The sequence below is a fragment of the Mycobacterium sp. ST-F2 genome (genome assembly GCF_001905655.1).
In the GTDB taxonomy this organism is placed as follows: domain Bacteria; phylum Actinomycetota; class Actinomycetes; order Mycobacteriales; family Mycobacteriaceae; genus Mycobacterium.
In genome coordinates, this window is record NZ_JMHT01000033.1 from 18891 (window position 1) to 34351 (window position 15461).

The 15461-nt window shown below is 66.6% G+C and carries 17 protein-coding genes; 2 read left to right on the forward strand and 15 right to left on the reverse strand.

Features of this window, described 5'->3' with window-relative positions; translation table 11 throughout:
• Nucleotides 1–2: 2 nt before the first annotated feature.
• The 3 genes from EB75_RS13825 to EB75_RS13835 form a co-directional block, all read right to left on the reverse strand.
• On the reverse strand, nt 3–377 hold the full coding sequence (locus tag EB75_RS13825) for an NADH-quinone oxidoreductase subunit A (protein WP_043400785.1): 375 nt from the start codon (nt 375–377) through the stop codon (nt 3–5).
• A gap of 204 nt (nt 378–581) precedes the next feature.
• Nucleotides 582–974: an Rv3143 family two-component system response regulator gene (locus EB75_RS13830; RefSeq protein WP_073695961.1), complete on the reverse strand. Its 393-nt coding sequence runs from the start codon at nt 972–974 to the stop codon at nt 582–584.
• 4 nt (nt 975–978) lie between these two features.
• Nucleotides 979–2319, reverse strand: coding sequence for a glycosyltransferase (locus EB75_RS13835; protein ID WP_073695962.1), 1341 nt, complete (start codon nt 2317–2319; stop codon nt 979–981).
• 69 nt (nt 2320–2388) lie between these two features.
• Between EB75_RS13835 and EB75_RS13840 the strand changes: the two genes are divergently transcribed.
• Nucleotides 2389–3036, forward strand: a complete 648-nt coding sequence (locus tag EB75_RS13840) for a TetR/AcrR family transcriptional regulator (RefSeq protein ID WP_073695963.1) — start codon at nt 2389–2391, stop codon at nt 3034–3036.
• Here EB75_RS13840 and EB75_RS29970 read toward each other — a convergent pair whose 3' ends face one another.
• The 11 genes from EB75_RS29970 to EB75_RS13890 form a co-directional block, all read right to left on the reverse strand.
• Nucleotides 3037–3378, reverse strand: coding sequence for a DUF6285 domain-containing protein (locus tag EB75_RS29970; RefSeq protein WP_286150190.1), 342 nt, complete (start codon nt 3376–3378; stop codon nt 3037–3039).
• Nucleotides 3375–4346, reverse strand: coding sequence for a phosphotransferase family protein (locus EB75_RS13845; RefSeq protein ID WP_286150191.1), 972 nt, complete (start codon nt 4344–4346; stop codon nt 3375–3377). Before EB75_RS13845 ends, EB75_RS29970 begins: the two co-directional genes overlap by 4 nt.
• Nucleotides 4343–5581, reverse strand: coding sequence for an acyl-CoA dehydrogenase family protein (locus tag EB75_RS13850; protein ID WP_073695964.1), 1239 nt, complete (start codon nt 5579–5581; stop codon nt 4343–4345). Before EB75_RS13850 ends, EB75_RS13845 begins: the two co-directional genes overlap by 4 nt.
• An 18-nt stretch (nt 5582–5599) precedes the next feature.
• On the reverse strand, nt 5600–6211 hold the full coding sequence (locus EB75_RS13855; RefSeq protein WP_073695965.1) for a TetR/AcrR family transcriptional regulator: 612 nt from the start codon (nt 6209–6211) through the stop codon (nt 5600–5602).
• Between the two features lie 2 nt (nt 6212–6213).
• Entirely contained in the window at nt 6214–7119 is a 906-nt protein-coding gene (locus tag EB75_RS13860; protein ID WP_073695966.1) for a hydroxymethylglutaryl-CoA lyase, read from the reverse strand.
• Nucleotides 7116–8321 (reverse strand): CaiB/BaiF CoA transferase family protein, encoded by a 1206-nt coding sequence (locus EB75_RS13865; protein WP_073695967.1) that lies wholly within the window; start codon nt 8319–8321, stop codon nt 7116–7118. Before EB75_RS13865 ends, EB75_RS13860 begins: the two co-directional genes overlap by 4 nt.
• Nucleotides 8318–9505, reverse strand: coding sequence for an alpha/beta hydrolase family protein (locus tag EB75_RS13870; protein WP_073695968.1), 1188 nt, complete (start codon nt 9503–9505; stop codon nt 8318–8320). Before EB75_RS13870 ends, EB75_RS13865 begins: the two co-directional genes overlap by 4 nt.
• Complete coding sequence (locus EB75_RS13875) at nt 9505–10596, reverse strand: homogentisate 1,2-dioxygenase (RefSeq protein WP_073695969.1); 1092 nt, start codon at nt 10594–10596, stop codon at nt 9505–9507. The genes EB75_RS13870 and EB75_RS13875 overlap by 1 nt, the downstream gene beginning before the upstream one ends.
• Nucleotides 10597–10683: 87 nt before the next feature.
• Nucleotides 10684–11070, reverse strand: coding sequence for a nitroreductase/quinone reductase family protein (locus EB75_RS13880; RefSeq protein WP_073695970.1), 387 nt, complete (start codon nt 11068–11070; stop codon nt 10684–10686).
• Nucleotides 11071–11096: 26 nt separating this feature from the next.
• On the reverse strand, nt 11097–12254 hold the full coding sequence (locus EB75_RS13885; RefSeq protein WP_073695971.1) for an acyl-CoA dehydrogenase family protein: 1158 nt from the start codon (nt 12252–12254) through the stop codon (nt 11097–11099).
• 34 nt (nt 12255–12288) lie between these two features.
• Nucleotides 12289–12879, reverse strand: coding sequence for a TetR/AcrR family transcriptional regulator (locus tag EB75_RS13890; RefSeq protein ID WP_073695972.1), 591 nt, complete (start codon nt 12877–12879; stop codon nt 12289–12291).
• A 289-nt stretch (nt 12880–13168) separates the two neighbouring features.
• Here EB75_RS13890 and EB75_RS13895 point away from each other — a divergent pair, with 289 nt between their 5' ends.
• Complete coding sequence (locus EB75_RS13895) at nt 13169–14158, forward strand: esterase family protein (RefSeq protein ID WP_073695973.1); 990 nt, start codon at nt 13169–13171, stop codon at nt 14156–14158.
• 75 nt (nt 14159–14233) lie between these two features.
• Here EB75_RS13895 and EB75_RS13900 read toward each other — a convergent pair whose 3' ends face one another.
• Nucleotides 14234–15445 (reverse strand): acyl-CoA dehydrogenase family protein, encoded by a 1212-nt coding sequence (locus EB75_RS13900; protein WP_073695974.1) that lies wholly within the window; start codon nt 15443–15445, stop codon nt 14234–14236.
• Between the last annotated feature and the right edge of the window lie 16 nt (nt 15446–15461).

Here is a 15461-nt window from a genome sequence, read left to right on the forward strand (position 1 = left end):
CCTCAGTCCCAGCTCAGCCCGCCACGGCGCCAGATGTACGCATAGGCGACGAACACGGTCAGCATGAACAGCAGCATCTCCACCACCGCGAATACCCCGAGCGATTCGAAGGAAACGGCCCAGGGATACAGAAAGACGATCTCGATATCGAAGACGATGAACAGCATGGCGGTCAGGTAGTACTTCACCGGGAAGCGCTGACCCGTCGTCTCATGTCCCGGGGAGCCCGGCGCCATCGGTTCGATGCCGCATTCGTAGGCCTCCAGCTTCGCCCGGTTGTACCGGCGGGGACCGATGACCAGTGCGATTCCGACCGAACCCACCGCGAACGCGGCGGCGATCGCGCCGAGTACCAGGATGGGGATGTAGACGTTCATGCGTGCGCCATGCCCTCTGTGGCTCCCTCGTCGAGCTGTCGATGTGAGCTGGCCCACAGCTTAGCCTGGTTAACGGAACGGCCGCCGCATTTTGGCTAGGATCATGATCAGTTCCTGGACGTTGCCTACGCTATTGACGACACACCGCCGCTGGCGCGAAGAGTGAACGGCCGCAGGCCATTTCGTGCTGGTTAACGCAGCGTTTCAGCGCTGCGGAGACAGCACCGCCACCACTGCCTCGCCCAGCCGGATCGGGTCGATCGGGTGGGGAACCGCCGCCTCTGCGCGCGACCAGGAGGCCAGCCAGGCGTCGTCGGGGCGGCCGGTGAGCACCACGATCGGCGGGCAGTTCGCGACCTCGTCCTTGAGCTGCTTGGCCAGGCCCATCCCGCCGGCGGGGGTGGCCTCACCGTCGAGGATGGCCAGGTCGATCCCGCCGGCGTCGACCGAACTGACCACGACTGGTGCTGTCGCGACGTCGAGGTAGGTCAGGTCCGGCAGGTCGGGATGAATGCGGCGGCCCAGCGCAGTGCGCACCTGATCGCGCGTATTGGGATTGTCGCTGTACACCAGGATCTTCAGGGCGGGATCGGCCACCTGCTCAGGCTACGACCGAATTACCTTCGGGCGAGCCGTTTCGTGGCCGATCCACGGGTGTACTTGGCGGGCAAGGCGATTGCGTCAGCGTATCGACGACCGTCGCCAGGCCGGCGAATCCCGGGGCAGCGGCGATGTCAGCGGCGATGCGCCGGCTGGCCAGCCGGTAGCGGGGTTCGTTCAGCACCGCGTGGATGGCGCGGCGCAGCGCGCGCGGGCTGGGGTGTTCGCTGCGGATCCGGCGCCCGACGCCCGACCAGGCCACTCGGGCGCCGACCTCGGGTTTGTCTTCTTTGCCGCCGGTGGCGACGATCGGTACGCCGTGACGCATCGCGTAGTGGACACCGCCGTAGCCGCCGTTGGTGACGTAAACCGATGTGCGAGGCAGGAGTTCGTCATAGGGGAGAAAGACTGCCGCGCGGGCGTTCGCCGGCAGCGGCGGCAGGGTGTCCAGCGGCCGGCCTCCCGTGGCCACCACCACGAGGACGTCGTCGTCGGCCAGGGCCTCCAGAGTGGGCGTAATGGTCTGGGAGTAATCGAGGTTGGCGACCGTGCCTTGCGTGACATGGACGACGGGCCGGGAGCCGTCGAGATCGGCCCACCAGTCCGGCAGGGGAAACTGCGAGCTGTGCCCGGTCAGTGGTCCGATGAAATGCAGGGTCTCGGGCGCGTCCGACAGCGGGTATTCGAAAGACGGCACGCTGAACTGGACGTAGGCGTCGGCCCGGCGGCACCAGTCGGTCATGGCCCCCGGCATGTCCCTGCCGTGCAGCTGACGGTGAATCTCGTTGCTTGCCCGATTCGGCTGACGCAGCACGTGACGGGTCACCGCACTCAGCACTGCATTGCGCGGCCGGTTCAGGACGCGGGCGGGTGCCAAGCCAGCGCCGAATGGCGCCGTGTCGCGGCTTGCGATCCACAGCGGCAGGACCCCACCCACCACGACGGGCGGGCGGGAGGCCCGCGGGTGTCCGAGGAGGTACGCGGCGCCGAGGAAAGCCGGATCCACCACGACGGCGTCGACGCGCTTGGTGGCAATTGCCTCGACCACCGCCTCGTACTGGGCTCTGGAGGGGCCGACGAAGAACCGCTCGATATCGAACGCGACTGCCTTGACGCCCCTCAGCTGGGCGCGTTCTGGAACGTCGCCCAGGACGGATTCATCGAGGTCGGCTTCGGCCGGTAGGGGGAGGAAGGATGCGCCTGCGGCGGTGACTTTGTCCGCGAACCGTGTACCGGTGAGGAATCGCACGTCGTCACCCCGACCGGCGAAGCCCTGGGCTGCGGCCAGCAGCGGATTGACGTGTCCCTGCCCGGGCGTGCTGGCGATGAGGATCGAGGACACTGTGCCTCCTGATGCTATTTCTGCCTATGTCACGTAGTATTCATTACCGTGCCACCCAAGTCAATAGCGATGAAGTCGACCCGGACGTATCAGTCCGCGCTCCGCCGTGAGCAGGCCGAGGCAACCAGAAACCGCATTCTGCAGACGGCCGCCGAGCTGTTCGCTGCCGACGGTTATGCCCGCACCACCTTGGCAGCTATTGCGGCCGCGGCAGGAGTCTCGGCGGAAACCGTTCAGGGACAAGGACCCAAGGCGGCGCTGCTGATCGCCGCCATTGAATACGCGGCGGTGGGCGCGGTCGGTGAAGACAATGTGCTGAACCTCGACATCGGCCGCGCGTTGGTCGCCATCGACGACCCGGCGCACGCGCTGGACGCCCTCGTTGCGGGGGTGGTTGATCTCAACGGGCGTGTCGCGCGCCTGCATCTGGCGCTGATCGGCGGAGCCAATTCAGAGCCGAAGCTGCACGAGTATCTGGCGGAGTCGTTCGTCGGCATCACTGCGCAGGCGCGCCGGATCCTCGGGGTCTACCGTGAGCGTGGCTGGCTCCGCGATGACGTTTCGTTCGACGAGATCGTGGAAACGATGACGGTCCTGGTCAGCGTCGAGACGTACCTCCACATCACCGACCGCGGCGGCCGCAGTGTCGACCATTACCGGCGATGGCTGCGCCGTATGCTTGCGAACACGGTATTCGTTGTGCCGCAGGGGAACTGACTACTCCTGCTCGTAGCCCGGGTGGGCCACGTCGAGCCGGTGCCGCACGAGGTTCCGCAGCACGGATTCGAGCTCAGGGCTGCGGTGGTCGAAGTCACCGTGGCGAATGGCTGTGGCGAGTTGCTGCTCGTCGGCGAAGCCCAACAGGCTGGGTTCCGCACTGTCCTGTCGCAGTTCCCGTTCGACGATCCGCAACGCGTTGGCAGCGACGCGGGCATGGAAGTTGACGGCGCCGGCGTCGGCGAGCCGACTATTTGGTCCAGTGGCGTCGCGTACTTCTTTCTCCAGGAACTCGGCCACCGCAGCGACCAATTCTGCGGCGGTGGGACGGTAGTGGCTCATCGCGCCTCCAACAGGCCGAGCAGGTCCCATTCGGTTTCGCACACCCGGCGGCCGATGGTCGCGAGCTCCACAGACCGGGTCTGTCCCGAGAGGTGGCGCTCGGCCTGGTACCGGCAGATGATGCCCCAGCGCAAGGTCGCCGACACCAGCCACCAATGAAAGGTCTTGCGGTCCACGGTGATCGCGCCGGCGCGCTCATAGGCGGCGAGAAAGTCTTCGATGCTGCCGAGGCCGCCCGCGTCCAGCGCGCGTGGCGCACCGAAGCGCCAGGCCCGAACGCAGAACCAGGCCAGGTCCTCGACGCGCGAGCCGAGGTGGGTGAGCTCCCAATCCAGCACCGCCGCCAGTCGGCTGCCGTCGACGATCAGGTTGCCCATCCGGAAGTCGCCGTGCACCAGCACCGGATCACCGACGTCCGCCGGCTGATTACGCTCCAACCAGCGGAACGCCCATTCGAAAGTGGCTGTGGTGTCGCCGATCTCATCGAGCTCGCGTCGCCACGAGTCCAGCTGGTCCTCACTCGACAATCCGATGCCGGTGGGATCGGCGCGGTGGATGGAAGCCAGAGCTTCGGCGCATTGCTGGAGAAGAGTGGCCCGGCCCAAGTCGTCGAGTGCCCGCTGAATCTTGCGGACGATGGTCTCGCCGGCCACGAAATCACACACCAGGAACGGATTGCCCAGGGCCTCAGCCGAATTGCTGGCGGCCAGCACCTGCGGAACCGGAGCGCCTGCGGCAGCGGCCCGGGACAGCGCGGCGGCCTCCAGTTCCATTCCGGCGTGGATCTCGTCGGGCGGCCCGACCCGCAGAATCAGCCGGCGGGAGCCGGTGGCGGTGGTCGCCGAGAACGCCCATGTCGCGCGGCTGGCCCCGCCGGTCAGCTCCCGCAGGTTCTCGACATCGACGTCACCGAGGCTGGGTTTGAGCGCCGCGGCGAGCGCTCGGGCCAATTCTGGGGCGTCGATCACTTGCGCCCGAACTTCAGCATCCGTTGCGCCACCCGGCGAATCTGAATCTCCTCGGCGCCTTCGGTGATCCGGTAGCGGCGGTGGTGCCGGTAGATGTGCTCGAACGGTTCGTGCCGGCTGTAACCGATGCCGCCGTGGATTTGCATGGCCCGGTCCGCAGCCTCACACACCAACCGGTTGGCGCGGTAGTTGGCCATCGACACCTTGTCGGAGACCTCCATGTGGTGGTCGCGATCCAAATGCCAGGCGGCGTAATACACCAGCAGCCGGACCATCTGGGCCTCGGTCTGCAGCTCGGCCAGCGGCCACTGCACGGCCTGGTTCACCGCAAGCGGCTTGCCGAACACCACGCGCTCGCCGGCGTACTGCGCGGCACGGTCGATGCAGTACTGCGCGGCGCCCAGACTGCTGGCGGCCTGCCGAATGCGGTTCTCGTGCAGGAACGTCTGGCCGACCTCCAAGCCGTGGTCCACCTCGCCGAGCACCGCATCATCCGGAACCCGAACATCTTTCAGCTCGACCTCGCCGTGATCGCTCGGCATGTTGAACGTCCACCAGTAGTAGGGGACGGTGAATCCCGGGGCGTCGGTGGGGACCAGGAACGCCGTGATGCCGACCGCTTGACCGGGCTCACCCGAGGTGCGGGCGAAAATCAGGTCGTGGGTCGCGCGGTGCACTCCCGTGTTCCAGCGTTTGCGGCCGTTGATGATCCAGCCGTCTCCGTCCCGGACCGCGGTGGTCTCCAGCCAGGTGGCGTCACTGCCATGATCGGGTTCGGTGAGCCCGAACGCCATGGACTGCTCACCGGTGATCATGGCCTCGACCCACTCGGCTTGCTGTGTCGCGGTGCCGAACCGGCTCATCATGATGACCTGCGGGAAGTTCCCGACGATCGACGACTCGTCCTGCAGGTCGTTGTGCAGCCCGAGGCCCTTGTTTGCCAGGTGTTCCCGGATGACGGCCATGTCCAGGTTGGTGCCGTCGCGGCCGCCGAACTCACTGGGCAGGCCGTACCGCAGCCAACCCGCGGCGTCGGCGCGGCGGCGCATCTCGTCGAGCAGGTCCTCCCATGCCCTGGTGGGCACACCGCCGTTCTCCAGGTCGGTGCGGGCGAATTCGCGACGTCGGTCGAAGTACTGCAGGTTCTCCCGTTCCAGTGGCTTGATCTCTGCCTCGATGAAGGCGTCCATCTCGGCCAACAGGCCCGGAAGATGTTCCGGTACAGCGAAATCCACGGTGATCTCTACTTTCGGTCAGAAGCCGTACAGGGTTTTCTTCCAGATTGTCGACAATGTGGCAATGGCGTCCTCATCGCTGATCTGCAGCCCGGAGCCCGGGTTGCCGACCACCACGACGGTGAAGTTCTCGAACAGCAGCGAAATCGCCGCGGCGATGTGTTCGGGATTGAGGCCCTGCGCGTAGCCCTGGTCTGCGGCGTGGCGCACCGAGTCGGCGACCATGTCCATGCCGAATCGGCGGAATTCGTTCTGCACCTTGGCGAATCGGGGCTGCGTGGCACCCAGCTGGGCGACGGCGATCATGATGCCGATGTTCTGCTTGAAGAGGTTCCAGTACCCCGTCACGACGGTGGTGAAGTACTCGGTGTCCTCGGGGGACTCCGGTAGCGGCACACTCATGCCCGACGGGGTGACGATGTCGTGCAGGAACGACTCGGCCAGCGCGGCCAGCAGGTCTTCCTTGTCGTCGAAGTAGCGGTAGAACACCGCCGACGACTTGCCTGCGGCCGAGGTGATGTCGGCGAGTGTCGTGCCATGAAAACCGCGCTCGGCGAACAGTTTCCGCGCGGCCAGTGCGATGGCCTCGCGGGTCTGGCGGCCCTTGGCGGTCAGGATGTCGGCAGGCATGCTCAGCCGAGCAGCCGGTCGCCGGCACGCAGGAGTGCGCTGGGCAGTTCGTGGCCGACGACGCGCTGTGCCACTGCGGCCGCCTCGATGGCCAGGTCCAGGCTGATGCCGGTCTCGATGCCGCTGTCCCGCAACAGGTAGACCAGATCCTCGGTGGCGATGTTGCCGGTGGCGCCCGGTGCGAATGGGCAGCCGCCCAGTCCGCCGACGGAGGCGTCGAGTCGGGTCACGCCGGCTTGCACCGCCGCGTACGCGCTGGCCAGGCCGGAGCCCCGGGTGTTGTGGAAATGGGCGCCGAGCGGCAGGTCGCCGATCACCGGCCGGACCCGCGTGATCAGATCGGTGACGCGCCGTGGGGTGGTGGTCCCGATGGTGTCGGCGATGGCGACCCGATCTGCCCCGAATTCCCCTGCTGCTGCCGCGATTTCGATCACCCGCCCTGGGTCGGTCGGCCCGTCGAACGGGCAGTCCCAGGCAGTGGCGATGATGACCTCGGCACTCGCGCCGCTGTCGTGGGCCAGACCGACGATGTCGGCGATCAGTGCCGTGGAGTCAGCCGTCGACCGTCCGACGTTCGCCTGGCTGTGGCTGTCGGCGGCGGACACGACGTATTCGAGGGACCGCATGCCGGCGGCCAGCGCGCGGCCCGCCCCACCCGGCCCGGCCACCAGTGCCGAGAATTCGATATCCGGAAATGTGGCCAGTGCCGCAGCCACCTCGGGAGCGTCGGCCAGCGCGGGCACCTTCGACGGCGACACGAAGGCCGTCGCCTCGACTTCCCGCACGCCGGTGGCGACGATGGCTTCGAGCAGTTCGAGCTTGGCGGACAACGGGATCGGGTCTTCGAGCTGAAGGCCGTCGCGCAGGCAGACCTCACGGATGGTGACGTAGGTGGGGAGGTCGGTCACAACACGCCCTCCTCGCGCAGCGCCGCCAACTGCGCGGCGTCGAGACCGAGGAGCCTGCCGTACACCTCGTTGTTGTCCTGGCCCGGCCGCGCCGACCCACCGTTGCGGATGGTGCCCGGGGTCTCCGACAGCACCGGAACGACGCCGGGACCCTTCACGTTGCGCTGCACCCGCTCGTCCCAGTGGTCGGCAATCATGTTGCGTGCCTGCAACTGCGGGTCCTGCACCACCTCGGCGACGGTGTTGATGGGCCCGCTGATCACCCCGGCATCCGACAATGTGGCGATGATGTCCTGGGGCTCACGCTGCGCGGCCCAGTCGCCGATGAGCTTGTCGAGCTCGTCCTGGTTGCGGCCGCGCGACAGATGGTCGACGAACCGCTCGTCGGTCGCCAGCTCGGGGCGGCCCATGGCCTGGCACAGCCGCCGGAACACGGTGTCCTGGTTGGCCGCGATCACCACCCAGCTGCCGTTTGCGCTCTGATAGATGTTCGACGGCGCGATGCCTTCCAGCCGAGTGCCGGACGGCCCGCGGACCACACCGCCGACGTCGTAGTCGGGAATCGTGGATTCCTGGATGGCCAAACAACTTTCGGTGAGTGCCGTATCCACGACCTGACCCTCACCCGTGACACTGCGCCGGTACAGCGCGGCCAGTGCACCTTGCGCGGCGAACATCCCGGCAAGGCTGTCGCCCAACGACAGGGCCAGCCGCGGGGGAGGACCGCCCGGGAAGCCGTTCATGTGCCGGAGCCCGCTGGCGGCCTCGGCGACCGACGCGTAGCCGGCCTTCCCGGCGTCCGGCCCGGTCTGCCCGTAGCCCGACACTCGCACCAGGATGATGCCCCGATTACGTTCGCGCAGAACGTCGTAGCCCAGGTTCCACTTCTCCAGGGTGCCCGGCCGGAAGTTCTCCACGATCACATCGGACTGCTCGACCAGATCGAGGAACAGCTCCCGTCCGCGTTCGGTGCGCAGGTCGAGCGTTACGGCTTTCTTGTTGCGCGCGTGGACCGTCCAGAAGAACCGGTGCCCGTCGAGTTCGGCCTGACCCCACGTCCGCAGCGGATCGGGGGACGACGGCAACTCGATCTTGAGCACCTCGGCGCCCATGTCGCCCAGCAGCCGCCCAGCGAACGGCCCCGAGATCAGGGTGCCGAGTTCGAGGACTCTGATGCCGTCGAGAGCACCGGTAGCGCTCATGCGGAGAATCCCTGCCGGTGCAGCCAATCGGTGCAGATGCCGACTGCCTGACGCAGGGTGCCGCGCTGATCCGGGCCGGAGTAGTAGTGGTTGGCGCCGGGAATCTCGTGCATCTCCTTGTCCGGATGCCCGATGGCCTCGTACAGCCGCCGCGTGTGGCTGGGGGTGCAGGCGTCGTCGGCGAGGTTGCCGATCACCAGCGTCGGCACCGCGATGTCCGGACCCGCCTTGACGGCGTCACCGTTGGCGTCGTCGTAACTCCACTGCGACAGCCAGCTGCGCAACGTACAGAATCGGGCGAGGCCGACGGGGCTCATGTTCACCACTCGAGGATCCCCCAGATAGCACTGTCCCGGGGTGCGTTCGTTGGGATCGACCGTTGGATCGAGCCAGCGCGGGTCGGCCATGGTGCCGTGGACGACGAACGCGAACTCGTCATCGGGTCGTCCCGCTGCCTTGAGTTCCGCGAGTTTATCCTTGACCCACTTGGTGATTCGCCGGTTTCGGGCGACCTGCGCGTCGTGGTACCGCTGCAGGAACTCCGGGGTATAGGGCGGCTGGTTCGGGTTGTCCGGGTTGTAGAGATCGAGTTCCGGATCGCGCTGTGACGGGTCGTTCTCGTCGAGGATCGACGCGTCCATCCACTCGGTCATGGTCCCGTGGCGACTGATGTGGGCGGCCAGCAGCATCAGACCGTCCGCCGGGATCAGGCCCAGCTTGGTCAGATCCGGCCCGTCGCCGGACGGGCTCGCCGTGACGGTCGGGTGCTGAGCCTGCTGCTGGTAGAACACCGACAACGACCCGCCGCCGCTCCACCCGGCCAGCACCACCTTGTCGTAGCCCAGCCGGTTCTTGGCGTCCTTGATGCACTCACCGAGGTCCTCGACCACCTTCTCCATCAGCAACGCCGAGTCGGTGCCGCGGAACCGGCTGTTGCAGTAGATGACGTGATGGCCGGCGCGCGCCAGGGCGTTGATCATCGGCAGATACGCACCGCCGCCGATGGGGTGCATGAACACCAGGACGGTGTCGCTCGGTTTGGCCTTCGGTTTCAGCAGATAGCTCTCCAGCACCACGAGTTCGGCGACGCCGCCGTACACGTCGCGGACCGCCGAGTTGTTCTGGTAGGCAACCAGATACGGAATGCGGTCGTAGTTGTGCTTCAGGGGTGCTTCGGTGGTCATCAGTGTTGCCCCAGGTCATTGGCGAGGATTTCGGCGGATGGTGTGAGACGTCGGCGGGTGTCGATGGCGATCACCGACCAGTCGACGCGGTCGTATTGGTCGAACTTGCGACGGGCACGCTCCCGCGCGGCTTCCGGCGCGCCGTGGTGAACCCCTTGCGGCGCATGGGAAATCAGGCCGGGCGGCATCGGGATGCCGTACAGCGAGCCGGCGTGGAAGAACGCGATCTCGTCGTAGTCGACGTTGCGGTGGTACCAGGGGGTGCGCTCGGTGCCCGGCACGCTCTCGGCCGGCTTGGGCAGGAAGTTCATCACGTAGACCCCGGTCGCCTGCATGAACAGGTGCACCGTCGGCGGCAGGTGCACGCTCTCGGAGGTGATGACGGTGTAGTCCTCGATGTTGAACGTGAACGGGAAGTTGTCGCCGCGCCACCCCTCTACATCGAGCGGATTGTGTTGGTAGAAAAGCGAAGTGGGGCCACCTTCGTGGTAGAGGCGCACCTCATATTCGTCACGACCGTCGTCGTCTATCGCCTCCGGTTCGGGGATGGTGACCTGCGCCGGATCGAACGGGAAGTGCCGTCCCAGTGTGCCGGCCGGCGGCACCCGGAAGTCGTCGGTGGCCTGGATCATCAGCCAGGTGGACTCGTCATCCGGCACCTGCCGGAACGTGCAGGCCTTCGGGATGTAGACCCAGTCACCCTCGCGGTAGCGCAGCGGCCCGAACTCAGTCTCCAGCAGTCCGGAACCCTTGTGTACGAACAGGAGTAGATCGCCGTCGACGTACCGGACGAAGAACGGCATCTCCACATTCCGCCGGCTGAGCAGCACCTGGCAGTCGGCGTTGGAGAACAGGAGCAGGGGAGCGCCTGCCGCGTCGGTCGCATCCGGCGGCTTCAGCTCGGACGACAGCACGTCTGTCGGCCGCAGCGGGCCGACGGTCCGGTAGGCGGTCGGGTCGTTGCGCCGGTACATGTTGGCGGTGCGGCCGACGAAGCCGCCGCGCCCGAGTTCGTCGTCCTTGAGGCCGTCCAGGTCGGCGTGAACCCGCTTGGGAGTCTTGCCTTTTCGCAGGTGGACGAACGATTCCATGCTTGCTCCTGTACGTGGCTGGAACTAAAAGTGACGTTAGTTTCACTTATGGACGGATGTCAATGACCCGACGGAGATTGGCGGGGCCTAACCGTCCAGGTCGACGCGCACGGTCAGCAGGTTGGTGCCGAACGTACGTACCCCGAAGCTGTTGAACTGCGGCAATTCGCGAAGTCGCGCGGCCGCGTCATCGTCGGGTACCAGGTGTGCAGTCCCGCTGTGCCACCTGCCCCGCAACCGCACCCGAACCCGGGGATCAGCCTGGATGTTGCGGATGTACTGGGACTGCTCACCGAATTCCGAGACGAACCAGAACTGCCCGTCGACGATCTTGCCGCCCAGCGGGGTGCGACGGGGTTCGCCGGACTTGCGTCCGGTGGTCTCGAGCAGAGTCTGAAACGGCAACCGCCGCATGACGGGATTGGCGATCCGCTTCTGGAAGAAGTTGGTGAAAGCGGGCTGCGAGTTTGGCATCTGGCTATTTCACACCCTCGTGTTCATCAGATCATCGACGTGCGCGGGATCGTCATCCCGAGCGTGAGTGCGCCGGCCAGTTCGCGACTGGTGTCGTAGTCGAACACCACGTGCCCGGCCAGTACGTCGACGTCGCGCTTGAACCGCTGCAGCGCGCTGGACAGGAAGTGGATGCTGGCCCCGCCGGCACCCATCAGATCTCCGATCACCGCCCGCGATTCGGCGACGATGTGCGCGGCCGCCAACCGGGCCTGCGCGCGTACGGGCTTCTCGACGGCATCGCCGGAGACGACGATCTCTTGGATCTCGCCGACCGTGTCGTCGAGCAGTCCACGCAGCGACCGCAGCCGCACGTGCGCTCCGGCCAGGTGCGCCTGGGCGATCGGCTTGTCCTTCTGTACGACGCCTTCGTAGGGCAGCACCCGCTCGGCCAGCCGCTGCGCGTAGATCTCGGTGACCCGCTCGGCGCTACCCAGGGCGGGCATGGCCGCGAGCAGGGCCAGTGCCGGCACCATCGGCCACCGGTAGGTGGCGCTGTCGTGCAGTCCCGCGCCGGGTGCGGTGCCGGCATAGATATCGGTCACCTTGACCAGGCGGTGTCCGGGCACGAACACATCGGTGACGACGACGTCGTTCGATCCGGTGGCCCGCATGCCATCGGTGTGCCAGACGTCGTCGACGGTGACGTCGCTGATCGGCAGGAGTGCCAGGGCGGGATAGATGCCGTCATCGGGCCCGCAGAGCGCGGCGACGATGATCCAGTTGCCGTGCATCACGCCCGTGGCCCAGGACCAGCGCCCGGAAAGCCGGATGCCGCCGTCGGCCGGCAATCCGCGACCGGTCGGCGCCAGTGGCGCCGGTGCGAGGAACGGGCGGTTGTTGAACGCCTCCTGCTGGGCCTGCTCGCCGAACAGCGCCAGCATCCAGTTGTGCAGCGTCAGGAATCCGATGGTCCAGGCGCTCGAGGTGCAGCCGTGGGCGAGTCGGCGCACCGGATCGAGGATGTCAGGAAACGGCGCCTGCTGCCCGCCGAAACGGGCCGGCACGAGGAGATCGGTGAATCCGGACGCGATCAGGTCGCTGACCGTGTCGTCGGGGAGCCGCCGAAGTTTTTCGGCCTCGGCGGCGCGTTCGCCGAGTGCGGTCACGAATCCATCGGTGATCCCGGTCTGCGTGCTCAACATGAGCCGGACCGTACCATACCTTTTGGTATGGAAGTCAGGTCGCGAGCATCAGGTCGAGAAACCGCTCGCTGCGGGCCGACAGTCGCGGATGCGGGGCATCTCCCGACAGGTGCAGGAAGCCGATGCCGACGGCGAATGTGGCTTCGGCGCGCAGTTCGGCGTCGTCTTCGTCGAAGCCGTGGTCTTCGTAGGCGCGCCGCACCGCTGCCAGGATCCGCCGGTCCGCTGCGCGCACGCTTTCGGCGACGGCCGGGTCGGAGCGGGCCCACTCGCGCATCGCGCGTTCCAGCGTCCAGTGTCTGGGGCTGACCAGCGAATTCATCATCTGGGCCAGTCGGTCCCGCGGGGGCAGCGATCCGATCTCTTCGATGCGACTGCGGTCCGCGTCGCGCAGTTCACCCCAGCCCTGAATCAGCGCCGCCCGATAGGCGGCGATGTTGTCGAAATGCCAGTAGAAGCTGCCCTTGGTGACTGCCAATCGGGCGCACAACCGGTCGATCTTCAGTGCCTTGAGGCCCTCTTCGGCCAGGATCGCGTACCCGGCCGCGAGCCAGTCATCGATGCCCAAGCGGCTGCCCGATCGGGTGCCCGGCAGCCCGTCGACATCGTCCGGATCGCTCGTCACAAACGGCAGCCTACGGCCGGGTGAACACCCCGTACCTCTACGACAGGGTGGTAGCTGAACGGTACGAAGTCCGCAACAACCTGGTCTCAAGCGGGATTCGGGGGTTCCTCGGCATGTCGCATGCGTGTTTTACTGCCCACAGACAACTGAATCTATCGGTGCGTTCAGTTCCCGTACCAGGCTGAGCCGCCGCACACGGCCGCGAGAAATCGCGGCCGTGCCACCAACGCCGTCTGATCGCGTGGAGTGGGCACGATACCCGGTACCTGATACTGAAATGGGATTGTGAATGTTCGTTGACAAGCTTCGCGGCCGCTGGGCGCGCAGGGTCGCCGGCGCCGTCTCGGCCGCCGCCTTGCTCCCGGGTCTCATCGGACTTGCCGGCCAGACAGCAACCGCCGGCGCGTTCTCGCGGCCCGGTCTGCCGGTCGAATACCTCCAGGTGCCGTCGCCGTCCATGGGCCGCGACATCAAGGTGCAGTTCCAGAGCGGTGGCAACGGGTCGCCGGCGGTGTACCTGCTCGACGGTCTGCGCGCGCAGGACGACTACAACGGCTGGGACATCAACACGGCCGCCTTCGAGTGGTACCTCAACTCCGGCCTGTCGATCGTCATGCCGGTCGGCGGCCAGTCCAGCTTCTACACGGACTGGTACAAGCCGGCGTGCGGCAAGTCCGGTTGCTCCACGTACAAGTGGGAGACCTTCCTGACCTCGGAGCTGCCGCAGTGGCTGCAGGCCAACCGCGAGGTCAAGCCCACCGGTAGCGCCGCGGTCGGCCTGTCGATGGCCGGCTCGTCGTCCATGACCCTGGCCATCTGGCACCCCGAGCAGTTCATCTACGCCGGTTCGATGTCGGGCTTCCTCAACCCGTCCGAGGGCTGGTGGCCGTTCCTGATCAACGTCTCCATGGGTGACGCCGGTGGCTACAAGGCCGACGACATGTGGGGCTCGACGGGCGACCCGAACAATGCCTGGCAGCGCAACGACCCGATGGTCAACATCCCGCGCCTCGTCGCCAACAACACCCGCCTGTGGGTCTACTGCGGTAACGGCAACCCGAGCGAGCTCGGTGGCGACAACGTCCCGGCCAAGTTCCTCGAGGGCCTGACCATCCGGACCAACCGCACCTTCCAGGACAACTACCTGGCCGCGGGCGGCAACAACGGCGTGTTCAACTTCCCCGACAGCGGCACCCACGACTGGGGCTACTGGGGTCAGCAGCTGCAGGCCATGAAGCCTGACCTGCAGCGCGTGCTGGGCGCCAACGCGTCGTCCTAGTCGACACTCAACAAGCAAACAGGCCCCGGGAGCAATCCCGGGGCCTGTTTGCTTGTGACGGTTACCGGAGGCTGGTCACTTGAGCTGTGCGGACGACAGACCCAGCAGGCGGCGTGCCACCACGAGCTGCTGAATCTGCTGCGTGCCCTCGAAGATGTCGAGAATCTTCGAGTCGCGGGCCCACTTCTCCAGCAGGGTCGACTCGGAATAGCCGGTGGTGCCGGCCAATTCGACGGCCTTGAGGGTGACGTCGGTGCCCATGCGGCCGGCCTTGGCCTTGCTCATGGACGCTTCCTTGGAGTTCGGGATCTTGTTGTCGGCCTGCCAGGCCGCGCGCAGCGACAGCAGGTAGGCGGCCTCCCAATCGGACTCCATCCGCAGGAACTCGGCGGCCGGGGCACTCTGCGCATGTGCCGGCTTGTCGTACGAGATCTCGATGCCCGCGTCGGTCAGGATGGCCCGCAGCTCCTCCAGAGCGGCGCGGCCGACGCCGATCGCCATGGCGGCCACCATCGGACGGGTGTTGTCGAAGGTCTCCATGACCCCGCCAAAGCCCTTGTCCACCTTGACCTCTGGATCACCGAGCAGGTAATCCTTCGGGATCCGGCAGTTGTCGAAGCGGATGACCGCGGTGTCGGAGGCCTTGATGCCCAGCTTGTGCTCGAGGCGCTCGACGATGACGCCGGGGTGCTCACGCGGCACGACGAACGACTTGATGGCAGCGCGGCCGAGCGACTTGTCGACCGTCGCCCACACCACGATGTGGGTGGCGCGCGAACCGGCGGTGACGAAGATCTTCTCGCCGTTGATGACGTACTCGTCGCCGTCGAGCACCGCGGTGGTCGTGACGGCCGCCGAGTCCGAGCCGAAGCTGGGTTCGGTGATGGCCATGGCGGCCCACACCTTGCCCCACTTGGACAGCTGCTCCTTGGTGGCCACCGCGGAGATCGCGGCGTTGCCCAGGCCCTGGTAGGGCACGGTCAGCAGCAGGGCGACGTCACCCCAGCTGACCTCGAGGGCGTTCAGCAGCGCAGACATGTTGGCGCCGTTGACGTTTGCGTGCTTGCTCTTGGATTCGTTGGCCGAGAAGCCGGCACCGGCCACCGAGACGGTGTTCGATTCCTGCACGCCCTCGAACAGGCTCGCCAGGGTGTCGAGCTCGGACGGGTAGGCGTGCTCGGCCAGGTCGTACTTGCGGGAGATCGGGCGGAGCATCTCGGCGGCGCCCTGATGACCCTTTTCCGCCACAGCCTTCAGCTTGCGGGGCAGTTCCAAATTGATTGCCATGATTGGTCTTTCGGAT